A 19,465-nucleotide genomic window follows, 5' to 3' on the forward strand; every position below is an offset into this window, starting at 1 on the left:
GGCGCTCAGAACTGGATGCCCGATCGCTCAGCGACCGTATGCATGTCCTTGTCGCCGCGGCCCGACAAATTGACCAGAAGGTATTTGTCCTTCGGCAGCGTCAGCGCGAGTTTCGCCGCGTAGGCGAGTGCATGGCTGGATTCCAGCGCCGGAATGATGCCTTCTATGCGGCAGCAATCGTGGAACGCCTTGAGCGCTTCTTCGTCGGTGATGCCGACATATTCCGCGCGTTTGCTTTCTTTTAGCCATGCGTGTTCAGGACCGACGCCCGGGTAATCCAAGCCCGCCGACACCGAATGGGTCTCGATGATCTGACCGTTTTCATCCTGAAGCAGATACGTGCGGTTGCCGTGCAGCACGCCGGGACTTCCGCCGATCAGAGAAGCTGCATGCCGGCCGGATTCGATGCCATCACCGGCAGCTTCGACGCCGATCAATTTCACCGAAGTGTCGTCAATATACGGGTAAAAGATGCCCATCGCGTTCGAACCGCCGCCAACGCATGCAATCACCGCATCCGGCTGACGGCCGACCAGTTCAGGCATCTGCACCTTGCATTCGTCGCCGATCACGCGCTGGAAGTCGCGCACCATCATCGGGTAAGGATGCGGTCCCGCCACCGTGCCGATGATGTAAAACGTGCTTTCGACGTTGGTGACCCAGTCGCGCATGGCTTCGTTCAGGGCGTCCTTCAAGGTCCGCGAGCCGGATTCGACCGGCACGACGGTCGCGCCGAGGAGTTTCATGCGGTACACGTTGGCGGCCTGGCGACGCACGTCCTCGGCGCCCATATAGACCACGCACTCCATACCGAAGCGCGCGGCGATAGTCGCCGTGGCCACGCCGTGCTGACCGGCGCCGGTTTCCGCGATCACACGCGGTTTGCCCATGCGTTTGGCAAGCAGTGCCTGCCCGATCACGTTGTTGACCTTGTGCGCGCCGGTGTGATTCAGGTCTTCGCGCTTGAAGAAAATCTGCGCGCCGCCGAGCATTTCGCTCCAGCGCTGAGCGTGATAAATGGGCGACGGGCGGCCGACAAAGTACTTTAGTTCGCGCTCGTATTCAGCGACGAATTCCGGGTCTTTCTTATATTTATCGTACGCCTCACGCAGCTCGTCGAGCGCGTGAACCAGCGTTTCAGCGACGAACACGCCGCCAAATTGGCCGAAATGGCCCCTTTCGTCAGGCAAGTTATACATGGTGATCACTCTTCTCAGTGTGGCGCGCGGCTCTCGTTCGAGACAACCGCCGCGCCGGAATCATTCGGCGTCCGCTGCGCGCACCGCGCGCACGAACGCCGCCATCCGGGCGTGATCTTTCACGCCCTTGGCGCCCGGCGTTTCGATGCCGCTTGAGACATCGACCGCGTACGGGCGCACGCGATGGATCGCATCACTGACGTTTTGCGCGTTCAACCCACCACTCAAAACGGCCCGACGCGCGAGCTCTGCTGGAATAAGTGACCAATCGAAGACCTTCCCGCCGCCGCCGTATCCTTCGACATGGGTGTCGAACAGAAGGCCGCTGGCTGCTGAATAGCTAAGCGCCGATTTTACCAAATCGGCGGGCTGAGTATCGGCCGCAACGCGCAACGCGCGCAACCAAGGCAAACCCGCAAAGCCGGCGAGCGATTCGCACTGCTCCGGAGTCTCATCGCCGTGAAACTGCAATAGCGCGAGGCCGACGTTGCTCGCGACCTCGCGGATCCAGTCCGGCGTAGCGTTGACGAACAAGCCGACCACGGATACGAATGGCGGCACGTCGTGCACCAGCTCGACCGCCTGCGCGACGCTGACCGAACGCGGGCTCGGCGGGTAGAAGACGAGGCCGATCGCGTCGGCGCCGAGATCGATCGCGTGGAACACGTCTTGCGGCTTCGACAAGCCGCACAGTTTGATGCGGGTGCGATGCGGCGTGGCCTGCTGCCGTGCGCCGGCTTGGGTTTCGTTCGCGAGGGTTTCGGTTGCTTTCATGTTTGCGCCTGCTCGGTCCATACAGTACTCCAAGGCACGCTGCCCGTCTGCGGCGCGGGCACGGCGAATTGCTCAGGATAGCCCACCTGCGCCAGATACAAGCCGTCCGGCATGAAGGTCGGCGCAGCGAAATCGCGATCGCGGCTCGCGAGCACCTCGGCCATCCATTCGACCGGGCGACGGCCACGGCCGATGTAGACGAGACAGCCCATCAGGTTGCGCACCATGTGGTGCAGAAACGCGTTAGCCCGAAAACGGAAATGGACGAAGTCACCCTGCTGCCGCACGTCGATCTGGTACAGATGCTTGATCGGCGTTTTCGACTGACACTGCGACGAACGGAACGCGGAAAAATCGTGCTCGCCGATCAGATGAGCGGTGGCCTCCCGCATCGCGTCCACGTCGAGCGCCGCATGAACCCAGCCGGCTCGCGCCGCCAGCATCGGCGAGCGCACCGGATGGACGTACAGCACGTAGTAGTAAGTCCGCTCGAACGCCGAGAAACGCGCGTGGAATTCGTCGGGCATCGGCTTGGCCCACTGCACCGAGATCGTCTTCGGCAGGAACGAATTGGTGCCGCGAATCCAGGAAACGTCCGTGCGATCGAGTTCTGTGTCGAAGTGCACGACCTGGCCGAGTCCGTGCACGCCCGTATCCGTGCGGCCCGCGACGACGGTTTGCACCGGCGTCCGCGCGAACTCGCGCAGCGCCCGTTCGAGCTCGTCCTGCACGGTGTTGCGGTGCGGTTGCGACTGCCAGCCGCAGAATGCCGCACCGTCGTACTGGACGCCTAGAGCAATCCGCTTCACGACAACGGGGCGAGCGTCGAGAGCAACGCGCGGGCCTCGGTGCGCGTAGCCGGGTCGTTCGTCTCGATCACTTCGTTGATGAGCGAGCGTGCGCCGGACAGATCGCCGAGTTCGATGTACTCGGCGGCCAGTTCCAGCTTGTTGCGGGCGATGCGGCGGAGATCGGCCTGCGTGAACGCTGGCAACGGCTGGGCGGGGCTCGGCGGCAACTCGAGGTCGAAATCGAGCTTCAACGCACCGAAGCCGGAAGCACCCAGGCCCGCGCCTAAACCCACACCCAGACCCGCGACGGCCGCGTGGCCCGCGGTGCCCGCGGCGATTTCGTCGGCGATGTGCGGCTCGTCGTCCGGGTGGTGCAACGGTACGGCTTGTGGCGCGGTGGTTTCTGGCGATACGGTCGGCTGGGTCGACAGTGAGGCGGGCGCTTGCGCGCTGTCCGCGGACGACTCGACGCGTGGTGGTAGCGGCATATCGAGACTGCCGAACGCATCGATGGCGTCACGCGGGAACTCGGTCGGCAGGGCGGACTGGGATTGTGCTGACGGTGAAGGCTCGACGATCGGCGCGGCATCGGACGATGTCGTCTGGGTCAGTTGATGCGGCTCGTGCGATGGTTGGCTGTGCGCTTGCTGCGCCTCATCGGCCAACGGGATGGCTGGCGCCGATGCGTCGCCGTACGGCTGACCGATCGCCAACGATGCATGCGGCTCGACATGGTGCTGCGCAAAATCGACCGTCGGCGGCGCGTCCAGATGATGCTGCGGTTCGATCGACGGTTCCTGCGATGCGGGCGGCACGTCGTCCCAGTGCAAACGATGGGCGGGTTCGTCTTGCAGGGAGGGTTCGTCTTGCAGGGAGGGTTCGTCTTGCAGGGAGGCTTCGTCTTGCAGGGAGGCTTCGTCTTGCAGGGAGGCTTCGTCGACGGGTTCGAGCGGCGCCAGCGGCAAGGCCTCGGCGCCGAGTTCCGCGGCGGCGGCAAGGCTCGCGGCCGTGGTCGCGCTGTCGAGGTCGTCGTGGTGGGGCACTGGAAGAGGTTCGGGCGTTGTGTCGCGCTCCTGCCAGGCGTGCTGGCGCGCGTCGAGATCGGGGGAGGTGAAGGTTGCGTGGCCGGACGCGGATTGTTCCGTTGCTGCGCGTTCTGCCTGTGCTTGCTCCGCTGCCGCACGTTCCGTCGCTGCGCGTTCCACTGCTGCCTGTTCTGCCGCCGCACGCTCTGCCGCTGCCTTTTCGGCCGCCGCTTGCTCCGCCGCCTCCCGCGCAGCCGCCTGCGGAATCTCCGCGTCACGCTCCGCCGCCACGCGTTCCGCCATTTCACGCGCCGCCGCGTCGCCTTCCGCAGCTTCACGCTCCGCAGCCGCCAGTGCCGCCGCATCTCCCACGGCCGCATTGTCGTCCGGGCCCGACGACGCTCCGCGCACAGGAAGAACCTGCTCGCGCGTCGAAACGACGTCTCGCGAGCCCGTTGCCTGCGCGGACACTGCCGCGTTGCCATCCGCTGACGCGGCTTCCGCCGCCAGACGCTCGCGCTTACGCCGGCCCATACGCAGCGCCGCAAGCAGCACAACCAGCGCCGCGCCGACTGCCGCCGCCACGCTCAATTCCGTCTGCGACATGCCGGCATCATTCGATGTCAAAGCCACCGGCGTCGCGCCGTGACCCGGCACGGCCGCCGCCGAGGACGCCCCGGCCGGCGGCTGCGCGATATTGGTCGACGCAGTGCCCGTAGCAGGCGGCGTCCCGCCGATGCCGTGCTTCTGCAACTCCATCAGCACGCGATTTTTCAGCGCGAGCAATTGCTGCAAGCTCGAAACCTGCGCACGCGGTTGCGATGCCGACTGCGCCGCGGTCGTCGCCGGAGTTGTTCCTACACCCGACGCCGATGCGGCTTCGGCTGCCTCGCTAGCCGAGGGTTGAATCGAACCGGCCCACTCATGGGAGTCGCTGGCCGGCAACGCCGCCGCCTGCGATCCCGCAACCGGCGCTGATGGAGCCGCGCCGCCCGGCGTCGTTGAGCTTGCCTCGGCAGCCGCACTCGCGGTCGCCGAAACAGCGGGGGCGGCCGGCGTCGCCGCGTGCGCCGCAGCGCTCGCGGCGCTTGCCGCCGCCGCATTGACCTGGGCGACGCCGCTCGCCGTGTCCGCCGGCGCCGCATTCGGCGCCCCAGTCGACGCAGACGCCGGCGCCACCGCGGAAGCAGCCGGCACAACACCCGCCGCCGACGCAGCCAGCGCGCCCGACGCATCCAGCACCGGCACCGTCAACACAGCACCCAGCCGCAACCGGCTCGGATCATGGTTCATGAAGGCGTTCGGGTTGGCATCGAACAGCGCGCGCGAGGCGCGCACGAGCGTCGCCTTGTCGTGCGACTGCGTGACGGCGATCGCCACGTCGTTCAGTGACTGTCCAGGCCGCACGGCAACTTGACCGCCGTTCGCGTACGAAACCGAGGCGGCGTTCGGCGCATCGGCCGGCGCGGCGACCGCGCCACCCGCGCCAATGGCCGCCAGCGCAAGCGCCAAAGCGGCGGCAGCCGCCGATCGGCCCGCCTTTCGATGATTGAACATAGCCCGAAGGGATGAGAGTCGAAGGTTCATCGGGACTCCTGGCGCGTCAGCGCGCAGCCCTTTTTTACGGTTGGAAAGAGACAAGATAATCGGAGCACACAATGAAAAAAGCGCCGCGCAAGCGCGACGCTTCTTGAGTTTTCTACGCGTCGTGAGCGCGTAGTTTACTTTACTTGTCGAGCACAATGCGAAGCATGCGACGAAGCGGCTCCGCAGCGCCCCACAACAGCTGATCGCCGACCGTGAAAGCCGACAGATATTCGCCGCCCATGGCCAGCTTGCGCACGCGGCCGACCGGCACCGTCAGCGTGCCCGTCACGACCGCCGGCGACAGATCGCGCATCGACGCTTCACGCTCGTTCGGCACGACCTTGACCCAGTCGTTGCCCGACGCGAGGATGCTGTTCACCTCGTCCAGCGGCACGTCCTTGTTCAGTTTGATGGTCAGTGCCTGCGAGTGGCAGCGCATTGCGCCGATGCGCACGCACAGGCCGTCGACCGGAATCGAACCCGGCGTGCCCATGGCCGGCTTGCCGAGGATCTTGTTGGTTTCCGCGCCGCCCTTCCACTCTTCCTTCGACATGCCGTTGCCGAGATCCTTGTCGATCCACGGAATCAGCGAACCGGCGAGCGGCACGCCGAAGTTGTCGGTCGGCATGCGGTCGCTGTTCATCGCAGAGAGCACGCGGCGGTCGATGTCGAGAATCGCCGACGACGGATCAGCCAGGTCTTCTTTGGCCGCACCGTACAGCGTGCCCATTTGCTGCAGCAGCTCGCGCATGTTTTGCGCGCCCGCGCCCGAAGCGGCCTGATACGTCATGGCCGTCATCCAGTCGACGAGGTTTTCGCGGAACAGGCCGCCGAGCGCCATCAGCATCAGGCTGACCGTGCAATTGCCGCCGATGAAGTTTTTCTGGCCCTTGACCAGCGCGTTCTTGATCACGTCGAGGTTGACCGGATCGAGGATGATGACCGCGTCGTCCTTCATGCGCAGCGACGAAGCCGCGTCGATCCAGTAGCCGTTCCAGCCCGCTGCACGCAGCTTGGGGAACACTTCATTGGTGTAATCGCCGCCCTGGCAGGAGATGATCGCTTCGCACTTCTTCAGGTCTTCGATGCTTGTCGCATCTTTGAGTTTGGTCTCGTTTTTGGCGAACGACGGCGCGTTGCCGCCCGCGTTGCTGGTGCTGAAAAACACCGGTTCGATAAGATCGAAATCGCCTTCCTGCTGCATGCGTTGCATCAGGACGCTGCCGACCATGCCGCGCCAACCTACGAGACCTACGTTCATGACTTCATACCCTTCGAGTGGAAACTTCCCCGCATCTTTGCCCGCAGTGACCGCGCGGGGAAGATGAGCGGGCACGACGGACGATCAGCGTTTCGTGATCGTTTTCGGGGTAATCGTTTTAATGGAAGCTTTGGCGGTAATGGCGAGCTCAACCGCACGGGCCGTTTTGCCGTGCAGTGTCGAAATCGAGGAGATTTGAGCTGTGTGCGCCATCGCTACAATATACACGAAAACCGGAATCCGGCGACGTCAATGTCTGCCGCTGCCGTCCGTATTGCGCGCGAATCGGCCTGTTTCAAGGCCGATTCGCGTTTTAAAGGCCGTTTGACGACCTGACTGCCGCTTAAACGTGCGTCTGCTTTACAGCGCTGCGACGACCGCGTCGCCCATGGCAACGGTGCCGACCTGCTTGCAACCCGGCGTGAGAATGTCGCCGGTGCGATAGCCTTGTTCGAGCACCTTTTTCACGGCGCTTTCGATGCGATCCGCCTGCTCCGCCTTGTTCAGCGAATAGCGCAGCATCATGACCGCCGACAGAATGGTGGCGAGCGGATTGGCCACGCCCTTGCCCGCGATGTCCGGTGCCGAACCGTGCGATGGCTCGTACAAGCCCTTGTTGTTCTTGTCGAGCGAGGCCGACGGCAGCATGCCGATCGAACCCGTCAGCATGGCGGCTTCGTCGGACAGAATGTCGCCGAACATGTTGCCGGTGACGACCACGTCGAATGCCTTCGGCGCCTTCACGAGTTGCATCGCGGCGTTGTCGACGTACATGTGCGACAACTCGACGTCCGCGTATTCCTTCGCGACGTCGATCATCACGTCGCGCCAGAACTGCGAAGTCTCTAGTACGTTCGCCTTGTCCACGCTCGTCAGCTTCTTCTGGCGCTTTTGCGCCGCCTGAAACGCGACGTGCGCAATGCGGCGCACTTCGGGCTCGGAATAACGCATCGTGTCGAAGCCTTCCTTCGCGCCTTCGAACAGCCCGTCCGGCGACGAACGCACGCCGCGCGGCGCGCCGAAATAGATATCGCCGTTCAGTTCGCGCACGATCAGGATGTCGAGACCCGAAACGATCTCTTCCTTCAACGACGACGCGCCGGTGAGTTGCGGATAGCAGATCGCCGGACGGAAGTTCGCGAACAATTGCAGATGCTTGCGCAGACCCAGAATGGCCTGCTCCGGACGCAGCGCGCGTTCGAGCGAGTCGTACTTCCAGTCGCCGACGGCGCCGAACAGGATCGCGTCGGCTTCTTTCGCCAGCGCCAGTGTCGAATCGGGCAGCGGGTGGCCCTTCGCTTCGTAGCCCGCGCCGCCAACCGGCGCCTCTTCGAGTTCGAACTTTTCGCCGAGTACGTTCAGGACCTTGACGGCTTCCTTGACGATTTCGGGACCGATGCCGTCGCCCGGCAACACTGCGATCTTCATGCGCATTCCTTGATGTTTGCTTCGAGACTTTTTCTTGAATCAGCGAGCGGGCCTCATTCGGCCCTCACGCCATTAGCCGACGATGCGGTGATTCAGCCAAGGCTGCTTCGTCATGCGTTCCGCTTCGAACTGGCGAATCTTGTCCGCGTGACGCAACGTGAGGCCGATGTCGTCGAAACCGTTCAGCAGGCAGTACTTGCGGAACGCCGCGACTTCGAACGGATATTCGGTGCCGCCGTCCGACGTGCGCACGACTTGCGCCTCGAGATCGACCGTCAGCTTGAAGCCGTTGAACGCATACGTCTCATTGAACAGGTGATCGACTTGCTGTTCGGTCAGCACAATCGGCAACACGCCGTTCTTGAAGCAGTTGTTATAGAAAATGTCGGCGAAACTCGGCGCGATCAGCGCGCGAAAGCCGTATTGCTCCAACGCCCACGGCGCGTGCTCACGCGAGCTGCCGCAGCCGAAGTTCTTGCGTGCGAGCAGCACCGAAGCGCCCTGATAACGCGGCTGGTTCAGCACGAAATCCGGATTCAGCGGACGCTTCGAATTGTCCTGACCCGGCTCGCCGTGGTCGAGGTATCGCCATTCGTCGAACGCGTTCGGACCGAAACCCGTGCGCTTGATCGACTTCAGGAATTGCTTCGGAATGATCGCGTCCGTGTCGACGTTCTCGCGATCGAGCGGCGCCACGACGCCGGTGTGTACGATGAATTTATCCATGACGCTTGCACCTGTTTCAAGACCGGACGATGCGCGCGGCGGCTAGAAAGCCGCCCGGCGCATGGCCGGCAAAATCAAAAACCGCTTATTTATCAGCGTGGTTGCTGATCGAATTGCCGAGGTGCGACATGTCCTCGCCGAATCCGTGCACCGTGTTGCAACCGGCCAGACCGAGCAACAGCCCAGCCAGGGTGCCGAGCGCAAAGCGGCGCAATAGAGTGGTGCGATTGATGTTCTTCATCATGCGTGTTCATCCAAGCTTGCGAATATCGACGAAATGCCCTTCGATGGCCGCAGCCGCAGCCATCGCGGGGCTCACGAGGTGGGTACGGCCACCGGCGCCCTGACGACCTTCGAAATTACGATTCGATGTGGACGCACAACGCTCGCCCGGATCCAGCCGGTCGGCATTCATGGCCAGACACATCGAGCAACCCGGCTCACGCCATTCGAAGCCCGCGTCGGTAAAGACCTTGTCGAGGCCCTCACGTTCCGCCTGTGCCTTCACGAGGCCCGAACCCGGCACCACCATGGCCAGGCGGATGTTCGGCGCCACGCGGCGGCCCAGCTTCTTGACGACGTAAGCCGCGGCGCGAATGTCTTCAATGCGCGCGTTGGTGCACGACCCGATGAAGATTTTATCCGGCTTGATCGACTCGATCGGCGCATTCGGTTCGAGCGCCATGTATTTCAGCGCGCGTTCCATGGCGTCGCGCTTGACCGGGTCTTTCTCGCGATCCGGATCCGGCACGCGGCCGTTCACGGCCGTGACCATTTCCGGCGACGTGCCCCACGTGACTTGCGGCACGATCTCGGCGGCGTTCAATTCGACCACGCGATCGAAGTGCGCGCCGTCGTCCGACTTGAACTGCTTCCAGTATTCGACCGCGTGATCCCACTCCACGCCTTCCGGCGAGAACGGGCGGCCTTTCAGGTATTCGACGGTGGTGTCGTCGACCGCGACCATGCCGGCACGCGCGCCTGCTTCAATCGCCATGTTGCAGACCGTCATGCGGCCTTCCATGGACAGCGAGCGAATCGTCGAACCGCCGAACTCGATCGCATAGCCGGTGCCGCCCGCCGTGCCGATCTTGCCGATGATGGCGAGCACGATGTCTTTCGCGGTGCAGCCGCGCGGCAGCGCGCCTTCCACCTTCACCAGCATGTTCTTGCTCTTCTTCTGCAAGAGCGTTTGCGTGGCCAGCACGTGTTCGACTTCCGACGTGCCGATGCCATGCGCCAGCGCGCCGAACGCGCCGTGCGTGGAGGTGTGCGAGTCGCCGCAGACGATCGTCATGCCCGGCAGCGTAGCGCCCTGCTCCGGCCCGATGATGTGCACGATGCCCTGACGCAGATCGTTCATCTTGAACTGCGTGATGCCGTAGGCGTCGCAGTTCGAATCGAGTGTGTCGACTTGCAGCTTGGACACCGGATCGGCGATGCCGTGGCTGCGGTCTGTGGTCGGCACGTTGTGGTCCGAGACCGCCAGGTTCGCGCTGATACGCCACACCGGACGCTCACCCAGCTTCAGGCCTTCGAACGCCTGAGGGCTGGTGACTTCGTGCAGCAGGTGACGGTCGATATAGAGAATCGTCGTGCCGTCTTCTTCCGTGTGGACCACGTGTGTGTTCCACAATTTGTCGTAGAGAGTCTGTGCCATGGTATGCGGGGTAGTAGTGACTGCGGGCTGACCGTGTCGGTCGATTATGCCACGCAGTGGCCCGCCTGGGCCGCTCAATCAGAGAAAAAACCGATAAAAAACAGGGAGTTGGGTGGTAGTGGCGATACCTGTATTGGCGTTACCCGGCAAGCGCGCACGCGGCCTGCTGCTTGCTGCACCGCCGCGCGATTCCGTACGCAAGGCACGAAACCGAAGGCAAAAACAAAATGCCCCAACAGGAGAACCCGCCGGGGCATTATTGCCATTCAAATTCCACGCTAGCTCGCAGCTGAATCAATGCCTGCGAACTATGCGGACGCAAATCCGATCACCGTTGCGCGATCGGCTTGGCTTCACGTTGCGTGTCGCCGATGAACAGCTGACGCGGACGGCCAATCTTCTGCTCCGGATCGGCGATCATTTCGTTCCACTGCGCAATCCAGCCGACCGTACGTGCCATCGCGAAGATACACGTGAACATCGAGGTCGGGATGCCCAGCGCGCGCTGCACGATGCCAGAGTAGAAGTCGACGTTCGGGTACAGCTTGCGCGACACGAAGTATTCGTCTTCCAACGCGATCTTTTCGAGTGCCATGGCCAGCTTGAACAGCGGGTCGTCGTGCAGGCCCAGCTCTTCCAGCACTTCGTGGCAGGTTTCGCGCATCAGCTTCGCACGCGGATCGTAGTTCTTGTAGACGCGGTGACCGAAGCCCATCAGCTTCACGCCCGAGTTCTTGTCCTTCACCTGCTTGATGAACTCAGGAATGTTGTCGACCGAGCCGATTTCTTCCAGCATGTTCAGCGCGGCTTCGTTTGCACCACCGTGCGCCGGGCCCCACAGACACGCGATACCCGCTGCGATACACGCGAACGGATTCGCACCCGACGAACCGGCGAGACGCACGGTGGAAGTCGATGCATTCTGCTCGTGGTCCGCGTGCAGGATCAGGATACGGTCCAGTGCGCGCACCAGCACGTCGTTGACCTTGTACTCTTCGCACGGGTTCGAGAACATCATGTGCATGAAGTTCGCGCTGTACGACAGGTCGTTCTTCGGGTACGCAAACGGCTGACCGATGCTGTACTTGTACGCCATGGCGACCAGCGTGGGCAGCTTCGCGATCATGCGAATGGCCGACACTTCACGGTGACGCGGATTGTTGATGTCGAGCGAGTCGTGATAGAACGCGGACAGCGCGCCGACCGCGGCGACCAGAATCGCCATCGGGTGCGCGTCGCGACGGAAACCACGGAAGAAGAAGTGCATTTGCTCATGCACCATCGTGTGGTTCGTGACCGTCTTCACGAATTCGGCGTCCTGCTGTGCGTTCGGCAGTTCGCCCTTCAGCAGCAAATAGCAGGTTTCGAGGAAGTCGGCGTTCTGCGCGAGGTTGTCGATCGGATAACCGCGGTACAGCAGTTCGCCCTTGTCGCCGTCGATGTAGGTGATCGCCGAATTGCAAGCCGCCGTCGACATGAAGCCCGGGTCGTACGTGAACTTGCCGGTCTGGCCGTACAGTTTGCGGATGTCGATCACGTCCGGGCCGAGAGTGCCCTTGTAAATCGGCATTTCAACGCTCGGCGAATTGTCGCTGAACGATAGCGTGGCTTTAACATCTGACGGGGTCATAGCACATCCTCAATCGAAGTATGGAAACAGGGTTTCGATAATTGCACGCCTGGAACAACGGACAAGCTGCGCTCAAGCCGGTCATGCCGGTCAGGCGTTCCGCAGCAGCTCCAGCACCCGGATCACATCCGGGTCGGCAAGGTCGCCCTCCGGTTCCTTGCGCGCGAGCAGCAAGTCCATCAGGTCGTTATCGCTCAGCTCGAGCAGGCGCGTGAGTGCACCCACGTCGGCATCGCTGAGGTCATGCTCATATCGGCCGAAAAAACGCTCAAAGATCAGATCGTTTTCCAGCAGGCCCCGCCGCGCACGCCAGCGAAGGCGCGCGCGGCGGAGAGGGTCGGACTGATGCGATGTTGATTCCATCTCAGACCGCGCGGCGAACCATCAATTCCTTGATCTTGCCAATTGCCTTGGTCGGGTTCAGGCCCTTCGGGCAAACGTCGACGCAATTCATGATGGTATGGCAACGGAACAGACGGTACGGATCTTCCAGATTGTCGAGGCGTTCGCCCGTCGCTTCGTCGCGGCTATCCGCGATGAAGCGGTAGGCTTGCAACAGGCCGGCCGGGCCGACGAACTTGTCCGGATTCCACCAGAAGCTCGGGCATGAAGTCGAGCAGCTCGCGCACAGAATACATTCGTACAGGCCGTCGAGCTCGTCGCGTTCTTCCGGCGACTGCAGGCGTTCCTTTTCCGGCGGCGGCGTGTCGTTGATCAGGTACGGCTTGATCGAATGATACTGGTTGAAGAACTGCGTCATGTCGACGATCAGGTCGCGAATGACCGGCAGTCCTGGCAGCGGACGCAGCACGATCTTTTGCGGCAGATCGTTCATGTTCTGCAGGCAGGCCAGACCGTTCTTGCCGTTGATGTTCATGGCGTCCGAACCGCACACGCCTTCGCGGCACGAACGGCGGAACGACAGCGTCTCGTCAACTGCCTTCAACTTCAGCAGTGCGTCGAGCAGCATGCGTTCGTGCGAGTCGATCTCGATCTCGTACGTTTGCATGCGCGGCGCTGCGTCCTTGTCCGGGTCGTAGCGATAAATTTCAAATGTACGCTTTGCCATTTCTGAATTCCTTTGACTTGTGCCTTAGAAGGTCCGCGCTTTCGGCGGAACCGATTCGACCGTCAGCGGTTGCATGTGAACCGGCTTGTAGTCGAGGCGATCGCCTTCGCTGAACCACAGCGTATGGCGCAGCCAGTTTTCGTCGTCGCGATGTTCGAAGTCGTTCTGCGCGTGCGCGCCACGGCTTTCCTTACGCGCTTCGGCGGAAACCATCGTGGCGCGTGCCACTTCGATCAGGTTCGCCACTTCCAGCGCTTCGATGCGCGCCGTGTTGAACACCTTCGACTTGTCCTTCAGGTGGATGCTGTCGACGCGGTCAGCCACTTCGCGGATGCGCTCAACGCCCTCAGCCAGCAGCGCCGAGGTACGGAACACGCCGGCGTGCTTCTGCATCGTGCCGCGGATGTCGTTCGCGACCGATTGCGCGTACTCGCCCGAAGACGAGCTGTCGAGCTTCGCCAGACGCGACAGCGCGAAATCGGCGGCGTCGGCCGGCAGCGGCTTGTGCTCCTTGATTTCCTTCACGTGCTTGACGATGTGGTTGCCGGCCGCGCGGCCGAACACCACCAGGTCGAGCAGCGAGTTCGTACCGAGACGGTTCGCACCATGCACCGACACGCACGAGCATTCGCCCACTGCGTAGAAACCGTTGACCGGCTCTTCATGACCCTTCGACGTGCCCACGACCTGGCCGTGGATGTTCGTCGGAATACCGCCCATCTGATAGTGGATGGTCGGCACGACCGGAATCGGTTCTTTAATGCAATCGACGTTCGCGAACTTCAGCGCGATTTCGCGGATGGACGGCAGACGCTTCATGATCGTCTCGGCGCCGATGTGCGACAGGTCGAGCAGCACGTGATCCTTGTTCGGACCCACGCCACGGCCTTCCTTGATTTCCTGGTCCATCGAACGCGAAACGAAGTCGCGCGGTGCCAGATCCTTCAAGGTAGGCGCGTAGCGTTCCATGAAACGCTCGCCGTTCGAGTTACGCAGAATGCCGCCTTCGCCGCGCACGCCTTCGGTAATCAGCACGCCCGCGCCGGCCACGCCGGTCGGGTGGAATTGCCAGAATTCCATGTCTTGCAGCGCGATGCCCGAACGCGCCGCCATGCCCAGACCGTCGCCGGTGTTGATGAACGCGTTGGTCGATGCCGCGAAGATCCGGCCCGCGCCGCCCGTGGCGAACAGCGTGGTCTTGCCTTCGAGAATGTAGACGTCGCCGGTTTCCATTTCCAGCGCGGTCACGCCGAGCACGTCGCCTTCGGAGTCGCGGATCAGGTCCAGCGCCATCCATTCGACGAAGAATTGCGTCTTGGCTTCCACGTTTTGCTGATACAGCGTGTGCAGCAGCGCGTGACCGGTACGGTCAGCCGCCGCGCAAGCGCGTTGCACCGGCTTTTCGCCGTAGTTCGCGGTGTGGCCGCCGAACGGGCGCTGGTAGATCGTGCCGTCTGCGTTACGGTCGAACGGCATGCCGAAGTGTTCGAGTTCGTAGACGGCGTTCGGTGCTTCGCGGCACATGAACTCGATTGCGTCCTGGTCGCCGAGCCAGTCGGAACCCTTGATCGTGTCGTAGAAGTGGTAATGCCAGTTGTCCTCGCTCATGTTGCCGAGCGATGCGCCGATGCCGCCTTGAGCAGCGACCGTGTGCGAACGCGTCGGGAACACCTTGGACAGCACGCAGACCGACAGACCGGCGCGCGCGAGTTGCAGCGAAGCGCGCATCCCCGAGCCGCCTGCGCCGACGATAACCACGTCAAACTTGCGACGCGGCAGAGAATTCTTGATTGCAGCCATTCTTTTACACTCTCCAGAGAATCTGCGCAGCGTAGCCCGCACATGCGAGCAGCCAGACGATCGTCAGCGCCTGAAGCAACAGGCGCACGCCAACGGGCTTCACATAGTCCATCCAGATGTCGCGGATACCAACCCACGCGTGATAGAACAGCGACAGCAGCGTGACAAACGTGGCGAGCTTCATCCATTGCGTGGCGAAGATCGACGCCCAGCCGTCGTATGAGAAATCACGCGCGCCGAAGAACCACACGAGCAGGATCACCGTGTAGATCGCCATGATGGCGGCGGTAATGCGCTGGGCCAGCCAATCGCGCAGACCGTAATGCGCGCCGACAACGAGACGCTTCGAACCGATTCGGTTATTAGCTGACATTTTTTAGAATGCTCCGAACAGTTTTGCCGCGAATGCGATGGTGAGCAGCGACGACACGACGAGAACGACGATGGAGGTCGACTTGCCTTTTTCCTTCGTGACCGCGTTGTGGTTCGTGTCCATCAGCAAGTGACGGACGCCGGCGCAGAAGTGAAACAGGAAGGCCCACGCGAGAACGAGCGTGATGAGCTTGACGATGATGTTGGAGAGGAAACCTTTGAAGACTTCGAAACTAAGTTCCGATGTCAGACTCTGATCGAAGAGGTACAGCAGGAACGGAAGAAAAACAAAAAGCAGACCACCGCTCAAGCGGTGCAAGATCGACACTCGCCCCGCTAGCGGGAGACGGTATGCCGTCAATATCTGCCCGATACCGATGTTCCGGAATTCCGGCCTCGGTTTTTTTACGGCTTCAGCCATGCTAGACCCCTACTATGTAGTCACACTAATCCGCGATTTTAGCGCCTTTTTATATCGCGCTGCAGCGAAAACCACGTCAGGTCCGTTACAGCGCGCGCGATAAAGGCGCCTTCAAACAGGCGCGCGTGTGGGACGCAGCACCTTTATTCAGCCCGATTCAGCTTAGATCGTTCTGATAGTAATACCCGGTTGTGACATACCAACCACGGCGCACTTCAACAGGCCGGTCTCCATATGTATAGGACACGCGCTCGACCGATAGCAGCGGAAACCCCGCGGGCACATGCAGCAGATCGGCCACGGAAGGCTCGGCCGCCACCGCGCGGATCTTCTCCGTTGCGCGGATCATGCGGGTACCGAACTCCGTCTCGAACATCGCGTAGAGGGGACCTTTATACTCCGACAGCCGCTCGAGCGTGAGGCCGCGAAACACGGCGCCGGGCAACCAGATTTCATCGAGCACGGTGACTTCGCCGTCGAACTGCAGCAAGCGCTTGATCAACACGACCGGATCGGCCGGCTTCAGATCGAGTTGCCGGGCGATGTCCGCCGACGCGCGCAACCGCCGGCATTCAAGCAGGCGGCTGACGTGCGGGTGTTCCGCGCCGTCGTCGGCCAGTAATCTGAGGAAGCGAAACTGGGCGCGGTCTTCGTTGTGCGTCGCAACAAACGTACCCTTGCCCTGGCGGCGCACCAGCAGGTTGTCGGCGGCGAGTTCGTCGATCGCTTTACGCACCGTTCCCTGACTGACCTTGTATCTGGCCGCCAATTCGACTTCACTAGGTATGATCTCCCCCGGCTTCCATTCGCCGCTTTCCAGGCTCTGCGTTATCAGCCCCTTGATCTGCTGATACAAGGGGCTGAACGTAGGCGACGTGGCTGGGGCGGCAGCGGGTACACCCTCGCCCGCGGCGCCTTGGCCGCTCGGATTCGTGGTGTTCGCCGGGTTCGAATTCATCCGCGCATTTCATCATAAAGGGCTAGGCCGCGTCTAGGGTTTTCCCCGCAATAGATATGTCTTATATAAGACATAAGATAATGTTGACTTTGTGTCTGACGACTCCTACACTCCTTGTCGAGCAAGGGTTTGCGGGTTTTTTCGGCGGCTGTTTGATGCAGTGCCGCGACGCGCCGGCAGCCACTCTGCACCATGCCGTTCCCACGCAGTTCAGGTTTCGATTCGCCGCCATTCGTTGGTCAGACGCTTGCCGAAACGCGCTGTTTGCAGGAGCCCGCACCGTGCAGCGGCTACCCGGCGCCTCGTATTCCGCTCCCGTGCGGCAGTACAGATTTCCGGCATGGCGGTCTTGCCGCAACGCGCCGCTCGGCCTCGTCAGATCGCGAGGCAGTCCGCGACAGTGAATTCCGCCGTGTTTCACAACGCTTCGCTGAACGCGCATATAGAATGGCGTTTTCCGTAGCGTCTAACGCATCGTCCTGGAGATTTCTCAATGGCTAAGCCCGCAAAGCGCGTTGCCGTCACCGGCGCCGCAGGTCAAATCGCTTACTCCCTGCTGTTCCGCATCGCCAATGGCGATCTGCTCGGCAAGGATCAGCCGGTGGTCCTGCAATTGCTCGACCTGCCGCAAGCGCAAGGCGCCGTCAAAGGCGTCGTGATGGAACTGGATGATTGCGCATTCCCGCTACTGTCGGGCGTCGTGATCACCGACGACCCCAAGGTTGCATTCAAAGATGCAGACGTGGCCCTGCTGGTCGGCGCGCGTCCGCGTTCGAAAGGCATGGAGCGTAAGGACCTGCTGTCGGCCAACGCCGAAATCTTCACGGTTCAGGGCAAGGCGCTGAACGAAGTCGCGAGCCGCGACGTGAAGGTGCTGGTGGTCGGCAACCCGGCCAACACGAACGCCTACATCGCCATGAAGTCGGCGCCGGATCTGCCGAAGAAGAACTTCACCGCCATGCTGCGTCTGGACCACAACCGCGCGCTGTCGCAACTGGCGGCCAAGTCGGGCAAGCCGGTCGCGTCGATCGAAAAGCTGGCGGTGTGGGGCAATCACTCGCCGACCATGTACCCGGATTTCCGCGTTGCAACGGCAGAAGGTCAGGACCTGACCAAGCTGATCAACGACGAAGAATGGAACCGCAACACGTTCATCCCGACCGTCGGCAAGCGCGGCGCGGCGATCATCGAAGCGCGCGGCCTGTCGTCGGCGGCGTCGGCGGCTAACGCGGCAATCGATCACGTGCGTGACTGGGTGCTCGGCACGAACGGCAAGTGGGTCACCATGGGTATCCCGTCGGACGGTTCGTACGGCATTCCAGAAGACATCATCTACGGTGTGCCGGTCACGTGCGAAAACGGCGAGTACAAGCGCGTCGAAGGTCTGGCAATCGACGCGTTCTCGCGCGAAAAGATGGACGGCACGCTGAACGAATTGCTGGAAGAGCGCGAAGGCGTTCAACATCTGCTGGGCTAAGCGCCTGATGCAGACGAACCGGAACTCATGAAAGAACGCCAGGCCGCCCGCGAGGGAGCCTGGCGCGATGCGACAAGTGGGTGGGCGCTCACCGGCGCCACCACCGCGGGTTCCGGTTTTTTTACGTGCGAATGCAGCCATTCGCATCTGATCCGAACGCGTTTTGCGCAGTTACCGCGATGGTCCGGCAGAACGCGCCCGAATCAGATTTCTCCAAACACTACCCACGCTCCTGACGCCGAAGATGCGCGCCCTCACACCCGCCGAAGTGCTGTTTGACGGCGAAGTGCCGCCCGCTGTGCTGCCTGCCTGCGATCACTACGCCGGCAGTGAAAAGCTGATGCTGAAATCGTTAGCGTTGCAGCAGCAACTGGGCCCCGTGTTCGACATCACGCTCGATTGCGAAGACGGCGCGCAGGTCGGCCGCGAAGCGCAGCACGCGGAGCTGGTTGCCTCGTTGCTGGGCAGCGAGCACGACCGCTTCGGCCGAGTTGGCGTGCGGATTCACGACTTCGATCACGCGCACTGGCGCGACGACGTCCGTCTCATTCTGCGGGCCGCGAAGCGAGCGCCTGCCTACATCACCCTGCCGAAGATCCGCAACGTCCCCGACGCCGCCGAAATGATCGCGTTCATCGAGGCCACGCGGCGTGAACTCGGCCTCGCGCAACCGGTGCCGGTGCAATTGCTGGTCGAGACGCACGGCGCGCTGACGCGCGTGTTCGATCTGGCCGCGCTGCCAGGCGTCGAAGCCCTGAGCTTCGGCCTGATGGACTTCGTCTCCGCGCACGACGGCGCGATTCCCGATACCGCCATGCGCTCGCCCGGCCAGTTCGATCATCCGCTGGTGCGGCGTGCCAAGCTGGAAATCTCGGCTGCCTGCCATGCATACGGCAAAGTACCGTCGCATAACGTCAGCACGGAAGTGCGCGACATGAGCGTGGTCGCGAACGACGCTACGCGCGCACGCAACGAATTCGGCTATACGCGCATGTGGAGCATCCACCCGGCGCAGATCGAGGCGATCGTCGCGGCATTCGCTCCGCGCGACGAAGAGATCGCCACAGCCACCGAAATCCTGCTGGCCGCGCAGTCCGCGCAATGGGGCCCGACGCGCCATCACGACACGCTGCACGACCGCGCCAGCTATCGCTACTACTGGTCGGTGCTGCGTCGCGCGCAAGCCACCGGTCGCGCCGTGCCGGAAGATGCCGCGCCGCTCTTCACGAAAGTGGGCACTGACGTGCAAGCCGGATCATGAGCGGGAAAGTCCATGCGGCAATCGGC

Annotated in this window: 18 protein-coding genes; 2 read left to right on the forward strand and 16 right to left on the reverse strand. The window is 62.4% G+C overall.

What is annotated here, in order from left to right; translation table 11 throughout:
• Positions 1–5 precede the first annotated feature (5 nt).
• The 16 genes from trpB to RI103_RS32210 all read right to left on the reverse strand — a co-directional run bounded on the left by trpB (position 6) and on the right by RI103_RS32210 (position 16,701).
• On the reverse strand, positions 6–1,199 hold the full coding sequence (gene trpB, locus RI103_RS32135) for a tryptophan synthase subunit beta (protein WP_310816755.1): 1,194 nt from the start codon (positions 1,197–1,199) through the stop codon (positions 6–8).
• A 60-nt stretch (positions 1,200–1,259) separates the two neighbouring features.
• Positions 1,260–1,973 (reverse strand): phosphoribosylanthranilate isomerase, encoded by a 714-nt coding sequence (locus tag RI103_RS32140; protein ID WP_310816757.1) that lies wholly within the window; start codon positions 1,971–1,973, stop codon positions 1,260–1,262.
• Positions 1,970–2,782 carry a tRNA pseudouridine(38-40) synthase TruA gene (truA, locus tag RI103_RS32145; RefSeq protein ID WP_310816758.1) on the reverse strand — a complete coding sequence of 271 codons (813 nt, stop codon included), beginning with the start codon at positions 2,780–2,782 and terminating at the stop codon, positions 1,970–1,972. Before truA ends, RI103_RS32140 begins: the two co-directional genes overlap by 4 nt.
• A complete protein-coding gene (locus tag RI103_RS32150; RefSeq protein WP_310816760.1) occupies positions 2,779–5,376 on the reverse strand; it encodes a FimV/HubP family polar landmark protein in 2,598 nt (865 codons plus the stop codon). The genes truA and RI103_RS32150 overlap by 4 nt, the downstream gene beginning before the upstream one ends.
• Positions 5,377–5,515: 139 nt before the next feature.
• Entirely contained in the window at positions 5,516–6,637 is a 1,122-nt protein-coding gene (asd, locus tag RI103_RS32155) for an aspartate-semialdehyde dehydrogenase (protein ID WP_027805102.1), read from the reverse strand.
• A gap of 360 nt (positions 6,638–6,997) precedes the next feature.
• Positions 6,998–8,065 (reverse strand): 3-isopropylmalate dehydrogenase, encoded by a 1,068-nt coding sequence (gene leuB / locus RI103_RS32160; RefSeq protein ID WP_310816762.1) that lies wholly within the window; start codon positions 8,063–8,065, stop codon positions 6,998–7,000.
• Positions 8,066–8,137: 72 nt separating this feature from the next.
• On the reverse strand, positions 8,138–8,791 hold the full coding sequence (leuD, locus tag RI103_RS32165) for a 3-isopropylmalate dehydratase small subunit (protein WP_310816764.1): 654 nt from the start codon (positions 8,789–8,791) through the stop codon (positions 8,138–8,140).
• An 85-nt stretch (positions 8,792–8,876) separates the two neighbouring features.
• Positions 8,877–9,035, reverse strand: a complete 159-nt coding sequence (locus tag RI103_RS32170; protein ID WP_012428640.1) for an entericidin A/B family lipoprotein — start codon at positions 9,033–9,035, stop codon at positions 8,877–8,879.
• A gap of 6 nt (positions 9,036–9,041) precedes the next feature.
• Positions 9,042–10,451, reverse strand: coding sequence for a 3-isopropylmalate dehydratase large subunit (leuC, locus tag RI103_RS32175; protein WP_310816765.1), 1,410 nt, complete (start codon positions 10,449–10,451; stop codon positions 9,042–9,044).
• A 328-nt stretch (positions 10,452–10,779) separates the two neighbouring features.
• Positions 10,780–12,081 carry a citrate synthase gene (gene gltA / locus RI103_RS32180; protein WP_310816767.1) on the reverse strand — a complete coding sequence of 434 codons (1,302 nt, stop codon included), beginning with the start codon at positions 12,079–12,081 and terminating at the stop codon, positions 10,780–10,782.
• Positions 12,082–12,171: 90 nt separating this feature from the next.
• Positions 12,172–12,444, reverse strand: coding sequence for a succinate dehydrogenase assembly factor 2 (locus tag RI103_RS32185; protein WP_310816768.1), 273 nt, complete (start codon positions 12,442–12,444; stop codon positions 12,172–12,174).
• Position 12,445: 1 nt separating this feature from the next.
• Positions 12,446–13,150 (reverse strand): succinate dehydrogenase iron-sulfur subunit, encoded by a 705-nt coding sequence (locus RI103_RS32190; RefSeq protein ID WP_012428644.1) that lies wholly within the window; start codon positions 13,148–13,150, stop codon positions 12,446–12,448.
• A 24-nt stretch (positions 13,151–13,174) separates the two neighbouring features.
• Positions 13,175–14,950 carry a succinate dehydrogenase flavoprotein subunit gene (gene sdhA, locus RI103_RS32195; protein ID WP_310816771.1) on the reverse strand — a complete coding sequence of 592 codons (1,776 nt, stop codon included), beginning with the start codon at positions 14,948–14,950 and terminating at the stop codon, positions 13,175–13,177.
• A 4-nt stretch (positions 14,951–14,954) separates the two neighbouring features.
• Entirely contained in the window at positions 14,955–15,323 is a 369-nt protein-coding gene (gene sdhD / locus RI103_RS32200) for a succinate dehydrogenase, hydrophobic membrane anchor protein (protein WP_310816773.1), read from the reverse strand.
• 3 nt (positions 15,324–15,326) lie between these two features.
• Positions 15,327–15,743: a succinate dehydrogenase, cytochrome b556 subunit gene (sdhC, locus tag RI103_RS32205; protein ID WP_116146977.1), complete on the reverse strand. Its 417-nt coding sequence runs from the start codon at positions 15,741–15,743 to the stop codon at positions 15,327–15,329.
• A 157-nt stretch (positions 15,744–15,900) separates the two neighbouring features.
• On the reverse strand, positions 15,901–16,701 hold the full coding sequence (locus RI103_RS32210; RefSeq protein ID WP_310816774.1) for a GntR family transcriptional regulator: 801 nt from the start codon (positions 16,699–16,701) through the stop codon (positions 15,901–15,903).
• 493 nt (positions 16,702–17,194) lie between these two features.
• Here RI103_RS32210 and RI103_RS32215 point away from each other — a divergent pair, with 493 nt between their 5' ends.
• Complete coding sequence (locus RI103_RS32215) at positions 17,195–18,178, forward strand: malate dehydrogenase (protein WP_154557955.1); 984 nt, start codon at positions 17,195–17,197, stop codon at positions 18,176–18,178.
• Positions 18,179–18,422: 244 nt separating this feature from the next.
• Positions 18,423–19,439 carry an aldolase/citrate lyase family protein gene (locus tag RI103_RS32220; RefSeq protein WP_310816777.1) on the forward strand — a complete coding sequence of 339 codons (1,017 nt, stop codon included), beginning with the start codon at positions 18,423–18,425 and terminating at the stop codon, positions 19,437–19,439.
• The last annotated feature ends 26 nt before the right edge of the window (positions 19,440–19,465 follow it).

The sequence above is a fragment of the Paraburkholderia sp. FT54 genome, assembly GCF_031585635.1.
Taxonomy (GTDB): Bacteria; Pseudomonadota; Gammaproteobacteria; order Burkholderiales; family Burkholderiaceae; genus Paraburkholderia.